The organism is Streptomyces sp. NPDC048639 (genome assembly GCF_043199075.1).
GTDB lineage: Bacteria > Actinomycetota > Actinomycetes > Streptomycetales > Streptomycetaceae > Streptomyces.
Map to the genome: position 1 here is coordinate 264,799 of NZ_JBICVP010000006.1, position 16,396 is coordinate 281,194.

Consider the following 16,396-nt stretch of genomic DNA (forward strand, 5'->3'; position numbering starts at 1 on the left):
CCAGTGCGGGGGAGGACCAGAGCCGCGGCAGCCCCGAGCCGGTCCGGAGGGGTCGCCGTACGTTTCCGGCTCGTTCACGGGGCGCGCGGGGCGGCCGGCGGGTGACACCCGTACGCCTCGTGCGCTGTTCGGGGCCGCGGCGCTTAGGGTGCTGTGTGCGGGTGACTGCCGCAGCCATGGCCGGATTTGGTCCTCTCGCGACCGTCCGGCCCGGTTTCGCCGACCAGGACCGGACGCGGTCCCTGACCACGAGGGGGACACCGTGCGGTACGCCGACGGTCCGCAAGTGCAGTGCGACATCCATGTCGAGGCCGCCCCGTCGCAGGTCTGGAAGCTGGTGACCGACATCGACCTGCCCGCCCGGCTCAGCCCCGAACTGCAGCACGTGGAATGGATCGGCAACGCGACCGGCGCGGCGGTCGGTTCGATGTTCGTGGGCTACAACCACAACCGGCTGCTCGGCGCCTGGCAGACGGTTTCCCACATCGTGGAGTTCGAGGAGGAGCGGGCCTTCGGATGGGTGGTGGTGTCACCGGACGGACGGTTCGGCGACCCCGAGCCGGACCCGGAGAAGCCCATGGCGGCCTGGCGCTTCGAGCTGGAGCCCGGCGAGTCCGGGACCACCTGGCTGCGGCACTCGGTGCTGATCGGGCCCGCCCGCTCCGGGCTGAGTCTGGCGATCGACTCCATGCCGGAGCGGGAGGAGGAGGTCGTGGCGTTCCGGATGGACGTCCTCCGCGCCAACATGGACGCGACGCTGGAGGGCATCAAGCAGCTCGCGGAAGAGCGCGCGCCGGAACCGCGTTGACGCCCGCCGCCGTCCTTTGCGGCCGACCCCGCTGCTGTCTTCCCGGCGGTCGGCCACGCTGCCGCCCTCTCGGCGCTCGGCCCCGCTGCCGCCTCGCCCCGCATCGCCGGCCGCCCGTCGCTCAGTCGTTGCCCAGCACGGGCAGCAGCTCGGGCAGGTGCCCGTCGGACGCCAGCGCGGCCTCCTGCCGCTCCGCCGGGACCTCGCCGTACGTCGTGGTCCGGGGCCGGGACGGACGCCCCGCCGCGTCGGCGATGGCGACCAGGTCCTTGATCGAGCGGTGGGAGCCGTAACCGGAGCCCGCCATACGGGAGATGGTCTCCTCCATCAGCGTGCCGCCCAGGTCGTTGGCTCCCGAGCGCAGCATCTCGGCCGCGCCCTCCGCTCCGAGCTTCACCCAGCTCGTCTGGATGTTGCGGATATGCGGATGGAGGAGGAGACGCGCCATGGCGGTGACGGCGCGGTTGTCCCGGATCGTGGGGCCGGGCCGGGCGATCCCGGCCAGATACACGGGGGCGTTGGTGTGCACGAAGGGCAGGGTGACGAACTCGGTGAAGCCGCCGGTCTCCTGCTGGATCCCGGCCAGCAGCCGCAGATGGCCGAGCCAGTGCCGGGGCTGGTCCACATGCCCGTACATCATCGTCGAGGAGGACCGGATGCCCAGGGCGTGCGCCGACTTGACGACCTCGACCCAGGTGGCGGCGGGCAGCTTGCCCTTGGTCAGCACCCAGCGGACCTCGTCGTCGAGGATCTCGGCGGCCGTGCCGGGGATGGTGTCGAGACCCGCCTCCCGGGCCGCGCTCAGCCAGTCCGTGATGGACATCCCGGTGCGCGTGGCGCCGTTGACGACCTCCATCGGCGAGAAGGCGTGCACATGCATGCCCGGCACCCGCTCCTTCACGGCCCGCGCGACGTCGAAGTACGCGGTGCCGGGCAGGTCCGGGTGGATGCCGCCCTGCATGCAGACCTCGACCGCGCCCACGTCCCACGCCTGCTCCGCCCGGTCGGCGACCTGGGAGAGGGAGAGGGTGTAGGCGTCGGCGTCGGTACGGCGCTGGGCAAAGGCGCAGAAACGGCAGCCGGTGTAGCAGACGTTGGTGAAGTTGATGTTGCGGGTGACGATGTACGTCACCTCGTCACCGACCACCGCTCGCCGCACGTCGTCGGCGATCCCGCACAGCGCGTCCAGCGCCGGCCCGTCGGCGTGGAGGAGGGCGAGCGCTTCGTCGTCGGTCAGGCGTGTGGGGTCGTCGGCCGCCACGGACAGCGCGGACTTCACGTCACCGTCGATGCGTGAGGGGACCATGCCGGGGGCCGCCGCCTCGCGCAGCGCCTCCCAGTCCCCGTACACCGCGTCGAAGTCGTCGCGCCGGTCGGAGGTGCGGCCCTCGGTGTCGATGGTGCGGTGCAGATCGGTGCGGCCGGAGGCGGTGAAGCCCTCGTCGGGCTCCTGCCACGGGATGCCGCGCGGGACGGTCTTCTCGTCGGCGAGACCGGTGTCCGGTTCGGCGAGGGCCGTCACGTGCGGCAGGATGCGCGGGTCCAGCCAGGGCTCGCCGCGCCGGACGAACTCCGGGTAGACCGGCAGCCGTTCCCGCAGGGTGAATCCCTCCGCGGCGGTCCGCTCGGCGAGTTCGTCGATCTGGGGCCAGGGCCGCTCGGGGTTGACGTGGTCGGGCGTCACGGGCGAGACGCCGCCCCAGTCGTCGATGCCCGCGCCGATGAGGAGGGCGTACTCGGCCTCGATGAGGTTCGGGGGCGCCTGGAGGCGGGCGGAGGGGCCCATCACATGGCGGGCGACGGCGATGGTCGCGGCCAGTTCGTTCAGCTCGGCGTCCGGCATCCCGCGCATCGCCGTGCCCGGCTTGGCGCGGAAGTTCTGGATGATCAGCTCCTGGATGCCGTGGTAGGCGCGGGCGATGCGGCGGAGCGCGAAGAGGGACTCCGCACGCTCCTCGTACGTCTCGCCGATCCCGATCAGGACCCCGGAGGTAAAGGGGATGTTGGAGCGTCCCGCGTCCTCCAGGACCCGCAGCCGAACGGCCGGTTCCTTGTCGGGCGAGCCGTGGTGCGGGCCGCCGGGCTCGCTCCACAGCCGGGTCGCCGTCGTCTCCAGCATCATGCCCATGGAGGCGGCGACGGGCTTGAGCCGCTGCAGCTCGGTCCACGACATGACGCCGGGGTTGAGGTGCGGAAGGAGGCCGGTCTCCTCCAGGACCCGGATCGCCATGGCCCGCACATAGGCGAGGGTGTCGTCGTAGCCGTGCGCGTCAAGCCACTCGCGGGCTTCGGGCCAGCGGTCCTCGGGGCGGTCCCCGAGCGTGAACAGGGCCTCCTTGCAGCCCATTTCGGCGCCGCGGCGGGCGATGTCCAGCACCTCGTCCGGCGAGAGGTACATGCCGTGGCCCGCGCGCCGCAGCTTGCCGGGCACCGTGACGAACGTGCAGTAGTGGCACTTGTCCCGGCACAGCCGGGTGAGCGGGATGAAGACCCCGCGCGAGTACGTGATGACCCCGGCGCGGCCCTCGGCCTCCAGTCCCGCGTCCCGCACGCGAGCGGCCGAGGCGCACAGGTCCGCCAGGTCGTCCCCGCGTGCCTGCAGCAGTACGGCGGCCTCGGAGACGTCCAGCGCGACTCCTTCACGGGCGCGGCGCAACGCCCGGCGCATGGCGTTGGCGGTGGGTGCGGACCGGTCGGGCCCGGGGGCGCTCGTCGTCATTACCCGAGCATACGAGCGCCTTCGGACAGTGCCGCGGCTCCGTCCGGCGCGCGGTGTGTGCACATGCTCACGGCGCTCCGACCTCTTTGCCGGGAATACGCCCGAGTGCCGGTCGGAGGACCGGCACTTGGGGCGCGTGGGCGGCGGCGTGTGCACCGGGCACGACACGCCCGCCGCGGGGCGTCTAGAGGTACTGGGCGTAGTCGTCCAGGGTGCGCAGGACCTCGGCCTCGTCCCCGGGCGGCAGTTGGAGCACGACTTCGTCGATCTGCAGCTCCTGGTAGTGGGCCATCTTGCCGGGCGAGGGACGGACCGCGTACGGCACGGTCTGCGGGTCCACCGGGCCGCGCCCGGCCCGCTCCCATGCCTCGCGCAGCCGGGGAATCGTCTCGGTCAGACCGCGGCCGCCGATCGGCAGCCACCCGTCCGCGTACTCGGTGATGTGCGAGAAGAGCGTGGGTCCAGCGCCCCCGCCGATGAGGGTGCGCGGTCCGGTGAGCGGGGTCGTGCCGGCGCGCTCGCGCGGCTTCCGGGCCGGCTTGGGGTGGGCGTGGCTGGCGCTCACGGAGCCGAACTCGCCCTCGTACGGCGTCGGCTCCTCCGCCCACAGGGCCCGCATCAGGGCCATCCTGTCGCGGACGATGTCGCGGCGGCGGGCCCACGCGACGCCGTGGTCCGCGGCCTCCTCCACGTTCCAGCCGAAGCCGACGCCGAGGGTGAGGCGGCCCCGGGAGAGATGGTCGAGGGTCGCGACCTGCTTGGCGAGGGCGATGGGGTCGTGCTGGGCGACGAGTGTGATGCCCGTGCCGAGGGTGAGCCGTTCGGTGACGGCGGCGGCCTGGGCGAGGGCGACGAACGGGTCGAGGGTACGGCCGTATTCGCGGGGCAGCGGGCCGCCGGAGGGGCTCGGTGTCTCGCGGCCGACGGGGATGTGGGTGTGCTCGGGGACGTAGAGCCCGGCGAATCCGCGCTGTTCCAGCTCGTGCGCGAGTCGGACGGGGGTGATGGTCTCGTCGGTGAAGAAGATGGTCGTCGAGATCCGCATATGCGTATGTTCTCCCACGGCGGGGGCGCGGAGAAGGACGCGCGGGGCGGATTCCCCGACACGGCGAAACCGCACAGCCCCCTCCCGTATCCGGAACGCCGCCTACGCGCGGGACACCGGCTGCCGTGACAGGAGCCGTTGACCGGTCGCACCGGTGACGAGCAGCCCGGCGACCATGACGAGCAGGGACAGCCCGGGTCCTGACGCCCAGTCGACGTCCTGGGCTCGTACGCCCAGCACGACGGCCAGGGCGAGGGCCACACCCGGCACGGCGAGCAGGGCGGGCCGGGTCCGGGTCAGGTCGTCCTCGGCCAGGGAGCCGAGGACTCCGACGCCGAGCGCGAGCGCCCACACGCCGAGGGCCTGCGCGTCCGGGCGGTTGACGCTCCACGGGACGAAGTCGGCCCAGAACCCCGGGACGGCGAGCAGACCCGCACCGATCCCGAACCAGGACGATCCGAGGACGGCCAGGAACGGCTTCGACCAGCCCGGCAGCGGGGCGGCCCGCTCCCCTGTCGGCTGTGCGGGCTTCAGGTACTGCCCTCCGACGCACGCGAGCGCGGACACGGCCAGCAGCCCCAGGACGAGGACCCAGCCGAGGCTGAACAGGACGAGGACCACCGATCCGCCCTGGGCGGCGTGCAACCGGCCCGCGTTGAGCAGGGTCACGGCGAACAGGCCGACGAGCACGACCGCGAGCGGCACGACGAGCGTACGGACCTCCTCCCAGACCTGCGCGCGGCCGATCCGCAGCAGACCGGGAGTGACGCCGAGCATGGCCGCCCCGACCAGGCCCGGGCTCAGCGCCTCGGGCGACGTCCAGGCGCCGAACCTCTCACCGGCGAGGCCGGCGGCCGCCATGGCAGCGCCGACCAGCATGCTGATCACCGCCACTGCGACGGCCAGCATCGGTACCGCCGGGGCCAGTTCGCGGCCCCCGGCGAACCCCGCTGCCGGCTCCGGGACCTCCGTCGTCGGCCGGGCGCGCGGTCCGGCCGCATGCTCTCCGTGCGGTCCGGCCGCATGCTCTCCGTGCGGTCCGGCGCTGCCGGTGCTGCCAGTACTGCCGGTGCCGCCGGTCCGCTCCGTTGCCTCGCTCATCCGTCCTCGTCTCCCACGCTTGCCTGTCGCACGTCCAAGGCCCCTCCCGCGGGCACCCCACGCATACGCGGACGCCGGTTCCGGATCCGGGGCGGCCCCGAGGCCAACTCCCGGCCCAGAGGCCAACTCCCGGGCCCGGTCAGGCGACCGGCGCCGAGACGGGTCGCTCGCGTCGTGCGGCGGCGATCCCCTCCCGCTTGATCACCTCACGCCCGTACATGACGCGCAGGCTGACCACGGTCGTCGCGGCGAACGCCAGCACGCCGCAGCCGATCGTCACCCCCGCGGTCAGCGCCGTCGCGCGGTCCAGCCCCAGGACCCGCTCGAACGGCAGGGCCGCAGCGACCGAGAGCACGGGCGCCAGGCACAGGGCGGCCAGATGCAACCGCCACTCCTCGCGCGCCCAGTTCCTGCCCTCCCGGCCCGCGCGCCGCTGGCGGGCGAACAGGACCGCGTACGTGGCCGCGTACGGCAGCAGATATGCCACCAGCAGGCGCTGCCCGGTCGTTCCCCAGCCCCAGTAGGACCGGGCGATCCAGGCCAGGGCGGCCGCACCAGCGAGATGCACGGCGGCGAGTACGGGCAGTGGCACCCATGTGCCCCTCACGCCGGGCACGTTGGCGCGCCGGTCCATCGCGCGGGAGGCGATCAGGGCTCCGAAGGCGACCAGCGAGCCGAGGTGCATGATGGCCACCCTGTTGACGTCCTCCATGGAGAGTCCGGGCAGGACCCATGGGAGGGCGCCCCACTCCAGGCGCAGCAGCGGTGCCGTCATGAGGAAGCCGTAGCAGAGGAGCATCCAGCGCTGGTGCAGGTCGGGGAACCCGCCGATGACGGCGAGGAGTCCGAAGGTCACGCTCATCACCGTGCCGACCAGGATGGTGGCGAGCACGATCCAGAACGCGGCGCCGCTGAACGCGTCCTCCGGCGCCGTCCGTGCCAGATAGATCCCGGCACCCGCCATCGAGACGTACACGGTCAGGGCGAACACCACGCCCACGGCCCGGTGGAGGCGGATGCGCCGGCGGACGGCCGTGAGCAACTGGACCGGCCCGAGCAGCATCAGCGCACCGCCCAGGACCGAGTGGACGATCAGCGGGACGAGGCTGTGGCGGTAGGGCTCGATCCGGGTCGCGAGGGCGTCCGCGGCGTACTCCGCCGACACCACGCGGGAGAGGATCCATTCGCCGAACGCCGGGGCGTTCGGGTCCACGTACGGCCACAGCTCGGTCATCGCCATCGGCGCGTAGCTGACGCAGACGACCACCACGGCGACGGTGGCCACGCGGCGCCAGTCGATCCCGTTCGGACGGTGCACGGCGACTCCCTCGGACCGCTGGTGCCCTCGATAGTCCTTTTTGGACTATCGAGAAGGTAGCGGCGACCGGAAGCCGGGTCAATGAGACGAGCACCGGGCGCGGAGCCGGCTGGTGCGAGCGGGTGGCCGGCCGGTGCGGCGGGCTCCGCGCACCCAGGTGCCGTGCACCCGGCTCCTACGAACCGCGCTGCTCCACCCATTGCCAGAAATCGAGCATCATCCGCTCGTACCGGATCCCGAATTCGAGCGCCTCGCGCTGTCCCGAGGTGAGCAAGGAGCCGACGGTCTCCTCGAGTTCCTCGTAATCGGCCAGCACACTCCGGTGCTCGGCGAACTGCACCGGAGCGAGCACCTCCGGCCTGGCGCCGAACCAGAGCTTCAGGATGCCGCGCTCGCGGGCCTCGACCGGGACGAAGGACGGGTCGGCGAGCCATTCCGCGAGGGCCTCCTCGCCTGCCCCGGTCAGCTTCATCAGCCGCCGGTTCCGGCCGCTGGTCTGGCGGATCTCCGACAGCAGACCGGCGTCCACGAGGCGGTCGCACTGCGCGTACACCTGCGCGTGCGGCATCGCCCAGAAGTGCGCGACCGTGCGGGCGGCCTCGACCTTCACGTCGTACGGGGTCGCCTCGCCCAGCTTGTCGATGATGCCGAGCACGAGGTACGAGGGCGTGGTCAACCGAACGTCAGCCATGCGGCGACCGTATCGCGGTGGACCGGCCCGGGAATCCGGCCGCGAACACTCGTGAGAACAGCCATGAGAACAGTCATGAACAGCCGCGATCGCCTCACGGATCCGTGCGCCGACGGAGGCGGACCGAGGCGTCCCGGGGGCCCTGGACGGGGCATCCCGGGCATCTCGCCGCCACGGACCCGGGCGCCGCGCGTTCGCCGTGCAGTTGTCCACAGGCCTTCTCGTCGACGCCGCGGACGCGTAGAACAGTGTCACGCGGTGTGACACAGCAGTTCCCGACTGTGGGGGGATCCGATGGAACGACGTGACGTTCTCAGGCTGTCGGCTGTCGCCGGTGCGGCAGGCGCGCTTACGCTCGGGACCGTGACATTCGCCCGTGCCGACGCGCGCGACGGCGGTGGTGGTGAGGAGACGAGAACGGCCACCGGCCACCTGCCTCCCGGCTCGCCGGACTTCGTGTACCTCCCCGTCGAAGTCCCGCGCGGAGTCCGGGAGATCACGGTCTCCTACACCTACGACAAGCCCACCGTCCCGCCCGGCACGCCGGGGAACGCCTGCGACATCGGCATCTTCGACGAGCGCGGCACGGAGCTCGGCGGCCGGGGCTTCCGGGGCTGGTCGGGCGGGGCCCGCTCGGAGTTCACCCTCGGCGCGGAGCAGGCCACGCCCGCCTATGTCGCGGGCCCGATCCGGCCCGGCACCTGGCATGTCGTCCTCGGCCCGTACACGGTCGCGCCGCAGGGCATGGACTACGAGGTCACCATCACCCTGCGGTACGGCGAGCAGGGCCCCACGCCGAGGCCCGTCTATCCACCGCAGCGCGCCAAGGGCCGCGGCAGGGCCTGGTACCGCGGCGACTGCCATCTGCACTCCGTGCACTCCGACGGACGGCGCACCCCGGCGGAGGTGGCCGCGGCGGCGCGGGCCGCCGGGCTGGACTTCATCACCACGACCGAGCACAACACCACGTCGGGCCACGGCGCATGGCAGGGGCTGTGGGGCGACGACCTGCTGATCCTCACGGGCGAGGAGGTCACGACGCGCAACGGCCACGTGGTGGCCCTGGGCGTCGACGGCGGCACCTTCATCGACTGGCGCTACCGCGCCCGGGACAACGCGTTCGGCCGCTTCTCGCGGAAGATCCGCGAAGCGGGCGGCCTGGTCGTCCCCGCCCATCCGCACGCCACCTGCGTCGGCTGCAACTGGAAGTTCGGCCTCAACGAGGCGGACGCGGTGGAGGTGTGGAACGGCCCGTTCACCCCGGACGACGAGGTGACGATCGCCGAATGGGACAACACCCTGGTGGCCGCCGCCCGAGGGCGCGGCCGCTGGCTGCCCGCGATGGGCAACAGCGACGCACACCGCGAGCCGGACGTCGTCGGCCATCCGCAGACGGTCGTCCTCGCCGACGACCTCTCACGTCAGGCGGTCCAGGGCGGCATCCGGGCCGGGCGGAGCTGGATCGCCGAATCGTCGAAGGTCGAGCTGTCCTTCCGGGCGACGGCGGGCCCGGGGAAGCACGCCGGGATCGGCGAGCGGCTCCCGGTGGGCCCCGAGACGGAGGTGACGGTCCGTCTGGAGGTTTCCGGCGTCCCCGGCTGCTCGGCCCGCTTCGTCACCGACCAGGGCCAGCTCCACGCCACCCAGCTCCCCGCATCCGGCACGGGCACGGTCGAGTGGCGGACCACGCCCGCGTACGCGGCATACGTACGGGCCGAGGTCCGGCATCCCCCGGCGGACGGCGGCGCCTCCGGCCTCCCGGGCGCGATGGCGGCGATGACGAACCCGGTGTTCCTGGGAAGGGATTGAGGGGACGGAAGGCGGAGGAGGAGAGGGCGAGCGCCGAGAGGCCAGCACCGAGAGCGGAAGGCGCGCGGGGGAATGGAGGGCCTGGCCGTGCTCGTCCGACGAGGCCCCGGCTCGTAGGCAGAAGCTGCTCTTCGAGGACGGGCGAAGGCGCGCGACGAGGACGGGCGAAGTGCGCGTCAAAGACGGACGAAGGTGCGCGTGGAGGAAGGGCGGAGGGGCGCGTGGAGGAGGGGCGGAGTCGGGCAGCGAGGAGGGGCCGAGGCGCGCGTCGGGCAGGGGCGGAGGCGGGCGCGAGGACGGGCGGAGGCGCGCGTGGAGGACGGGCGGAGGCGGGCAGCGAGGAGGGGCCGAGGCGCGCGTCGGGCAAGGGCGGAGGCGGGCGCGAGGACGGGCCGAGGCGCGCGTCGAGGACGGGCGGAGGCGGGCAGCGAGGAGGGGCCGAGGCGCGCGTCGGGCAGGGGCGGAGGCGCGCGTCGGGCAGGGGCGGAGGCGCGCGGTCCGTGGCGGTGGCACATGAGTGGCTGCGTCCGCGCCCTACCGAGGAGCCCTGCACCTCGTCGAGAACGCACGCGCGGATCCCCCTCGCCGGGATCGGGGCGGCCCGGATCCACGGATGGCACGCCTCGGTCCACGGGTTGAGGCCCGGCACGGTCCACGGTGGATTGGGGCACGGCACGGCCACGGTGGATTGGGGCCCGCCCCGGTCCAGGGGTTGAGGCACGGCCCGTCCCCGGGCTGACGCCCAGCACGGTCCACGGATTGGGGCCGCCCCGGTCCACGGGGTGGGGCCGCCCCCGGGCTGAGGCCCGGCCCGGTCCATGGAATGGAGCGCGGCTCGGCCCACGGGGGCTTCTCGGCGCCGCGGGTTGGCTTCTCGGCGACCCGGGTGGGGCTCCTCGGCGACCTGCGTGGCTGAACCGCTTGGGCCTCGACTCCGTTGCCGGAGTAGGCAGCCGTGAAGAAGGCGTCCCGCGGTGTGCCGTTCACGAAAGAGGAGCTCAACAGTGGCAACGCATCCGAACCCCGCCCAGGCGCAGGACTATCAGCACATGATGGCCATGGTCACGGGGTTCTGGGTCACGCAGACGGTCCGTGCCGCGGCCCTGTACAAGCTGGCGGACCACCTTGCGGAGGGAACCGATACGCCAGAAGCGATCGCTCGGGCGGAAGGCATCGACCTCGATGCTGTTCGGCGTCTGCTGCGCACCTGCGCCTCGCTCGGCCTGATGACGAGTCCGGACGGCGGCACGCACTACAGCGGCACTTCTCTGCTCAGCACCCTGCACAAGGACGACCCGAACTCGTTGCGCGGGTTCGCCATTTCGCAGGCCGCCCCGGGCCACTGGCTGCCGTGGGGGCAGTTCCCGGAAGCCGTGCGCACCGGCGGGCACCGGATCGAGGCGGCTCACGGGGACGCAACGATCTTCGAGTACTTTGCTCAGCATCTCCAGGAGGCGGCGCTCTTCACCGAGTCGATGGGCAACCTCTCGCGAGCCGCTGCCCAGGACATCGCGGCGGTGGTCGACACGGAGGGCGTCGGGCTCGCTCTGGATCTCGGCGGCGCCAACGGCGAGGTCGTCCGGGCGATGATGAAGGCGAACCCCGACCTCCACGGAGGGGTCTTCGACCTCCCCCACGTCGTCCCGGACGCTTTGGCGGCCGCTCAGGCCGATGGACTCGACGCACGGTTCACCACGGTCGGTGGCGACTTCTTCGAGGCGGTCCCTCCGGCTGACCTGTACATCCTGAAATACATCCTGCACGACTGGGACGACGACACCTGTATGCGCATTCTGAAGAACTGCCGGGCCTCGCTCCGGGAGGGAGGAAGGATCGTGGTGGTGGACCATCTCATCCCCGAGATCGGCACCCCAGGCATCGCCCCCCTGATGGACATGAACATGCTCGCCATGACCGGCGGCAGGGAACGCGAGACCGCTGAATTCGACGCGTTGTTCGCGGCTGTCGGTCTGCGTCGTACCGGAATCACCTCGGCCGGCGCCTTCGCCGTGATCGAAGCGGCGGCGGTCTGATGCGTCCCGGGGGCTGAGCACGAGAGACGGCGCGGGTCACACCGTCTGCGCGTCGACGAGCCGGGAGGAGCGCCGGGCAGGACGGGACCCCGAAGCTCCCGCCCTGCCCGACCGACCGACCGACCGACACCGATCGACCGACCGACACCGACCGGCCGGCACCAACCGCCCGACCGGCACCGACCGACCCTCACCAACCGCCCGCGGCCGCTGCCGTGTTCGGCCCGCCCGCTCAGCCCGCCGGCTCAACGCGCCGGCTCAACGCGTCGGCTCGCCCCGTCGGCTCGGCCCGTCGCCGTCGACCTCGACGACGTGGTCGGCCCGCTCAGCCCGTCGTGCTGACGGTTCGGGTGTCGCGGCCCGAACGCAGCACGGTGCCCGGGATCTTGCCCGTCACCACATCGTCCCGGACGGTCTCGACGCCGTTCACGCGCACGCTCACGATGCCGATGGCCTCCGAGTCCAGCCGCGGGCTGTCCCCCGGCAGATCGTGGACCAGTCGTGCCGTGCCCGCGTCGATCCGCTCCGGGTCGAACAGCACCAGGTCCGCGTGCCACCCCTCGGCAATACGGCCGCGCTCCCGCAGACCGAAGAGCTGCGCCGGGTCGTCCGTCAGCATCTTCACGGCCCGCTCGAGCCCGACCAGTCGACGTCCGCGCAGGCAGTCGCCGAGGAAGCGCGTGGTGTACGGAGCCCCGCACATCCGGTCCAGGTGGGCCCCCGCGTCCGAGCCGCCCAGCATCACGTCCTCGTGCTCCCAGGTCTGCCGCCGCAGCTCCCAGCTCGCCGGGTCGTTGTCGGTCGGCATCGGCCACAGCACCGTACGCAGGTCGTCCGCGGCGCAGATCTCCACAAGGCAGGCGAAGGGTTCCTGGCCGCGTTCGGCGGCGATGTCGCCGACGACCCGGCCGCTCAGGCCCTCGTTCTCGGCGGAATAGGTGTCCCCGATGACGTAGCGGCCGAAGTTGGTCAGCCGGCGGAAGACTCCGGCCTCCTTGCCGACGGCGCGGCGCAGCATCTCCTCCCGTACGGCGGGTTCGCGCAGCTTGGCGATCCGTTCCGGCACGGGCAGGCCGAGGACGTCGCCCCAGCCGGGGATGAGGTTGAGGGCGCAGAACGTGCCGAGCGACATGTTCATGGGAGTCAGGATCGGCATGGTGAGGGCGACGATCCGGCCGCCCGCCTTGCGGGCACGCTCGGAGGCGAGCAGCTGACGCGGTACGCGCTCGGGCACGGCGGCGTCGATGGTGAGGACGTTCCAGTTGAGGGGCCGGCCCGCGGCGGCGCTCATCTCGACGAAGAGGTCGATCTCCTCGTCGGCGAACTGGTCGAGGCAGCCTGCCACGATCGCTTCGATCTGCGTGCCCTCGTGTTCGCCCACCGCGCGGGAGAGGGCGAGCAGTTCCTCGGGGCCGGCGTGCCGGGAGGCGACCGGTTCGCCGTCGCCGTCGGAGTGCGTGGACGATTGCGTCGTGGACAGGCCCCATGCGCCCTGCTCCATCGACGCGTGGAGGAGCCGCAGCATCCGTTCCATCTGGTCGGGTGTGGGCCGTCCGCCGATGGCGTCCGGGCCCATCACATGACGGCGCAGCGCGCAATGCCCCACCATGAAGCCCGCGTTGACGGCGATCCGCCCCTCCATGGCGTCGAGATACTCACCGAAGGAATGCCAGTTCCAGGGCGCGCCCTCTTCGAGCGCGACGAGGGACATGCCCTCGACCTTGCACATCATGCGGCGCGTGTAGTCGGCGTCCTCGGGACGGTCGGGGTGCAGCGGTGCGAGCGTGAAGCCGCAGTTGCCGCCCGCGACCGTGGTCACGCCGTGGTTCATCGAGGGGGTGGCGTACGGGTCCCAGAAGAGCTGGGCGTCGTAGTGCGTGTGGGGGTCGACGAAGCCGGGCGTGAGGACGAGCCCGGTCGCATCCTCGGTGGTTCTGGCCGCTTCCATGACGCTTCCGGCCTCGGCGACGACCGCGATCCGCCCGCCGCGGATGCCGACGTCCGCCATGCGCGCGGGCGCACCCGTCCCGTCCACGACGGTCGCTCCGCGTATGAGGTGGTCGAGCATGCTCAAGTCCCTTCTCGGGTGGGGCGGTCAGTGCCGGGGCCCGGTGCCGGGCCGGCGGCGGAAGGGGCGATCGGCGCCTCCTCCGCCGTCGGGAGCACCGGGCCGGGTACACGGCGCGGTGACGAGGTGCGGTAGGCCGGGCCCGTACGAGGTGCGGGTGCGGTGTGCCGTACGCGTACGAGGTGCGGGGCGCAGTGCCCCATGACGTACGCGGCGCGCGGGCTGTGGCTTGGTCCCGGCCGGGGGCCGCCGCGGAGGGGCCTCCGGCCGGGACCTCATCCAGGGCGGCGGGCCGGGATGCCGCCGCCCCCGCCGGGCGGCCGTTGGCGTCCGATGGGCGGAACCCATGAGATGCCCCGGCCACCCGCGTCCGTACGCCCCTCGCCGTCCCGGTCCAGCAGCACCCCGGCCCAGCGGCACCCCGACCCAGCGCCGTCCCGGCCCAGCGCCGTCCCGGCCCGGCAGCGCCCCTCGCCCGTCCGCCGGCGCTCCGTCCGCCCGCCCTCCTCCCGCCGGTGTGCCACGGAGCGCGGCAGGGCGGCAGTGCGGGAGCCGCGGGGAGCCGTGGGAAGGCGCAGGAGAGGCACGTGAGACGCGGGAGAGGCGGAGAGGGGCGCCGCACGACGGGCGGAGACAGCGGGAGGCGGTGTCAGAGGCTCGCCGCTTGGCGGAAGCGGGTGGTGCGGTGCACCGGATCCGTGTCGATCTTGGGGATGACGTGCTCGCCGATGAGACGGATCGACTGGAGCGTGTCCTCGCGCGAGATGCCGATGGGCATCCCGAACGAGAGCTGGTCCGCCCCGGCCTGCTCCCACCGCTTGCACTGCCGGAAGACCTCGTCCGGGTCGCCGCAGATCAGCAGCTCCTCGGCGATGAGGAGTTCGATGATCTCCTCGTTGAAGTCCGGCAGCGTCTCCGGCCACACCGGGAAGCCCTCGGGGCGCGGGAAGGTGTCGTGGTAGCGGAAGACCAGCGACTGGAGGTAGTTGAGGCCGCCGCCGGCCGCGATGCGTACGGCTTCCTCGTGCGTCGGCGCGCAGATGGCCGTCGACGTCACCATCACGTTGTCGTTGACGAAGTCACCGACCGGTTCGGCCTCCTGGATGGCGGTCTTGTACTGCTCCAGCACCCACTCCATGTCGGAGACCTTCTGCACGCTGAAGCCGAGGACGCCGAGCCCCTTCCTGGCGGCCATGGCGTACGAGGGCGGGGACCCGGCGGCGTACCACATCGCCGGGTGCGAGGCCCCGTACGGCTTGGGCAGGATCTTCCGCGGCGGAAGCGACCAGTGCTTGCCCTGGAACCCCGGGTACTCCTCCTGGAGCCACATCTTGGGGAACTCGGCGATGGTCTCTTCCCAGATCTCCTTGGTGAAGTTCATGTCCGTGACGCCAGGGATGAACCCGAGGATCTCGTGGCTGCCCGCGCCCCGCCCGGAGCCGAACTCGAAGCGTCCCTCGGAGAGGTGGTCCAGCATGGCCACCTTCTCGGCGACCTTCACCGGGTGGTTGACCTGGGCGAGCGGGTTGAAGATCCCGGAGCCGAGGTGGATCCGCTCGGTGGCGTGGGCGAGGTAGCCGAGGAAGACGTCGTTGGCGGAGAGGTGCGAGTACTCCTCCAGGAAGTGGTGCTCGGAGGCCCAGGCGTACTTGAAGCCGGAACGGTCCGCCTGGATGACGTACTCGGTCTCCTCCATCAGCGCCTTGTGCTCGGCTTCGGGGTCGGTCTCGGCCCGCTTGCCCACGTATCCCTGTACAAAGAGCCCGAATTCCAAGGCGGTTCACTCCCTACGAGGATTCTGACGGACCGTCAGATGCGGAACTGGCTCGACTGTGGCACCGGGCACCGGCACCGTCAAGAGATGACGGCCAACAGCTGACGATCCATCAGCTTGACTGTCCGGGAACGGTCAGAGCACGGAGACGCCCGCCAGCCACCCGCCGTCGATGACGAACGGCTGCCCGGTGATGTACGAGGAGTCGTCGCACGAGAGGAACAGCGCCAGTCGCGCGACCTCCTCCGGCCGCCCGATGCGCCCCATCGGCACGAGCTTGCGGTAGACCTCCTCCACCGCCTGCGCCACCTCCGCCGGATCCACATCGGGGTCGAGCTGGGCGGGGTTGGTCATCGGGGTGTCGATGGCCCCCGGGCAGACGGCGTTGACGCGCACGCCCCGGCCCGCCAGCTCCATCGCGGCGACCCGCGTCATCCCGACGATCGCCGCCTTGGTCGCGGCGTACGAGGTCAGCAGGGCCATGCCGGTCAGCGCCGTGTACGAGGCGGTGTTGACCACGGTGCCTCCGCCCGCCGCCTCCAGCTCGGGCACGACCGTCCTCATCCCCAGAAAGGCTCCGACCTGGTTGACCTGCACGACCTGCTGGAACTCCTCCAGCGGCGTGCTCACCAGCTCGTTGAACCGCAGGATCCCGGCGTTGTTGACCAGGCCGTCGATCTTCCCGAACGCCTGCTTCGCCACGGTGACGGCGGCGCTCCAGTCGTCCTCCCTGCTCACGTCCAGGTGGACATAGCGCGCCGTGTCCTCGCCGAGTTCCTTCGCCAGCGCCTCGCCCCGGTCGTCGAGGACATCGCCGAGCAGCACCCGCGCGCCCTCGGCGGCGAACAGCCGCGCCTCCTGCTCCCCCTGTCCGCGCGCCGCGCCGGTGATGACCACAACACGCCCGTCGAGCTTGCCCATACGACCTCTCCCTCCGCGTTGGTGCCGGCACCTCCGCCGCCGTCCACCGCGCGTCCGGCACGTCGCGCACACTCCGTACGGACACCGCGCCGTTCCCCGCAGAGCACGG

11 protein-coding genes are annotated in these 16,396 nt (G+C 72.2%); 3 read left to right on the forward strand and 8 right to left on the reverse strand.

The features are described 5' to 3' along the window. Positions 1–262: 262 nt before the first annotated feature. Positions 263–808 (forward strand): SRPBCC family protein, encoded by a 546-nt coding sequence (locus ACGFNH_RS18485; RefSeq protein ID WP_393654898.1) that lies wholly within the window; start codon positions 263–265, stop codon positions 806–808. Between the two features lie 121 nt (positions 809–929). Here the strand turns inward: ACGFNH_RS18485 and ACGFNH_RS18490 are convergent, their stop codons facing one another. The 5 genes from ACGFNH_RS18490 to ACGFNH_RS18510 all read right to left on the reverse strand — a co-directional run bounded on the left by ACGFNH_RS18490 (position 930) and on the right by ACGFNH_RS18510 (position 7,682). Next, positions 930–3,527: a bifunctional FO biosynthesis protein CofGH gene (locus ACGFNH_RS18490; RefSeq protein WP_393654900.1), complete on the reverse strand. Its 2,598-nt coding sequence runs from the start codon at positions 3,525–3,527 to the stop codon at positions 930–932. 184 nt (positions 3,528–3,711) lie between these two features. Further along, on the reverse strand, positions 3,712–4,572 hold the full coding sequence (locus ACGFNH_RS18495) for a TIGR03619 family F420-dependent LLM class oxidoreductase (RefSeq protein ID WP_393654902.1): 861 nt from the start codon (positions 4,570–4,572) through the stop codon (positions 3,712–3,714). A gap of 102 nt (positions 4,573–4,674) precedes the next feature. Next, entirely contained in the window at positions 4,675–5,673 is a 999-nt protein-coding gene (locus ACGFNH_RS18500) for a hypothetical protein (protein ID WP_393654904.1), read from the reverse strand. A 139-nt stretch (positions 5,674–5,812) separates the two neighbouring features. After that, on the reverse strand, positions 5,813–6,991 hold the full coding sequence (locus ACGFNH_RS18505; RefSeq protein ID WP_393654906.1) for a DUF2306 domain-containing protein: 1,179 nt from the start codon (positions 6,989–6,991) through the stop codon (positions 5,813–5,815). Between the two features lie 175 nt (positions 6,992–7,166). Further along, positions 7,167–7,682, reverse strand: coding sequence for a helix-turn-helix transcriptional regulator (locus ACGFNH_RS18510; protein ID WP_393654908.1), 516 nt, complete (start codon positions 7,680–7,682; stop codon positions 7,167–7,169). Between the two features lie 294 nt (positions 7,683–7,976). On the opposite strand from ACGFNH_RS18510, the gene ACGFNH_RS18515 reads away from it, so the two are divergent. Then, positions 7,977–9,491 (forward strand): CehA/McbA family metallohydrolase, encoded by a 1,515-nt coding sequence (locus ACGFNH_RS18515; RefSeq protein WP_393654910.1) that lies wholly within the window; start codon positions 7,977–7,979, stop codon positions 9,489–9,491. Between the two features lie 1,004 nt (positions 9,492–10,495). Continuing rightward, positions 10,496–11,524 (forward strand): methyltransferase, encoded by a 1,029-nt coding sequence (locus ACGFNH_RS18520; RefSeq protein WP_393654912.1) that lies wholly within the window; start codon positions 10,496–10,498, stop codon positions 11,522–11,524. Between the two features lie 325 nt (positions 11,525–11,849). Here the strand turns inward: ACGFNH_RS18520 and ACGFNH_RS18525 are convergent, their stop codons facing one another. The 3 genes from ACGFNH_RS18525 to ACGFNH_RS18535 form a co-directional block, all read right to left on the reverse strand. Continuing rightward, positions 11,850–13,592 carry an amidohydrolase family protein gene (locus tag ACGFNH_RS18525; RefSeq protein ID WP_393654914.1) on the reverse strand — a complete coding sequence of 581 codons (1,743 nt, stop codon included), beginning with the start codon at positions 13,590–13,592 and terminating at the stop codon, positions 11,850–11,852. Between the two features lie 649 nt (positions 13,593–14,241). Then, on the reverse strand, positions 14,242–15,366 hold the full coding sequence (locus tag ACGFNH_RS18530) for an LLM class flavin-dependent oxidoreductase (RefSeq protein WP_393654915.1): 1,125 nt from the start codon (positions 15,364–15,366) through the stop codon (positions 14,242–14,244). 135 nt (positions 15,367–15,501) lie between these two features. Further along, positions 15,502–16,287, reverse strand: coding sequence for an SDR family NAD(P)-dependent oxidoreductase (locus tag ACGFNH_RS18535; protein WP_393654917.1), 786 nt, complete (start codon positions 16,285–16,287; stop codon positions 15,502–15,504). Positions 16,288–16,396 lie beyond the last annotated feature (109 nt).

What these genes read in the sequence shown, in the direction of transcription:
- ACGFNH_RS18525 (WP_393654914.1), bottom strand. Translation starts at nt 13,592, where the DNA reads ATGCTCGACCACCTCATACGCGGAGCGACCGTCGTGGACGGGACGGGT.
- ACGFNH_RS18495 (WP_393654902.1), bottom strand. Translation starts at nt 4,572, where the DNA reads ATGCGGATCTCGACGACCATCTTCTTCACCGACGAGACCATCACCCCC.
- ACGFNH_RS18500 (WP_393654904.1), bottom strand. Translation starts at nt 5,673, where the DNA reads ATGAGCGAGGCAACGGAGCGGACCGGCGGCACCGGCAGTACTGGCAGC.
- ACGFNH_RS18535 (WP_393654917.1), bottom strand. Translation starts at nt 16,287, where the DNA reads ATGGGCAAGCTCGACGGGCGTGTTGTGGTCATCACCGGCGCGGCGCGC.
- ACGFNH_RS18490 (WP_393654900.1), bottom strand. Translation starts at nt 3,527, where the DNA reads ATGACGACGAGCGCCCCCGGGCCCGACCGGTCCGCACCCACCGCCAAC.
- ACGFNH_RS18510 (WP_393654908.1), bottom strand. Translation starts at nt 7,682, where the DNA reads ATGGCTGACGTTCGGTTGACCACGCCCTCGTACCTCGTGCTCGGCATC.
- ACGFNH_RS18515 (WP_393654910.1), top strand. Translation starts at nt 7,977, where the DNA reads ATGGAACGACGTGACGTTCTCAGGCTGTCGGCTGTCGCCGGTGCGGCA.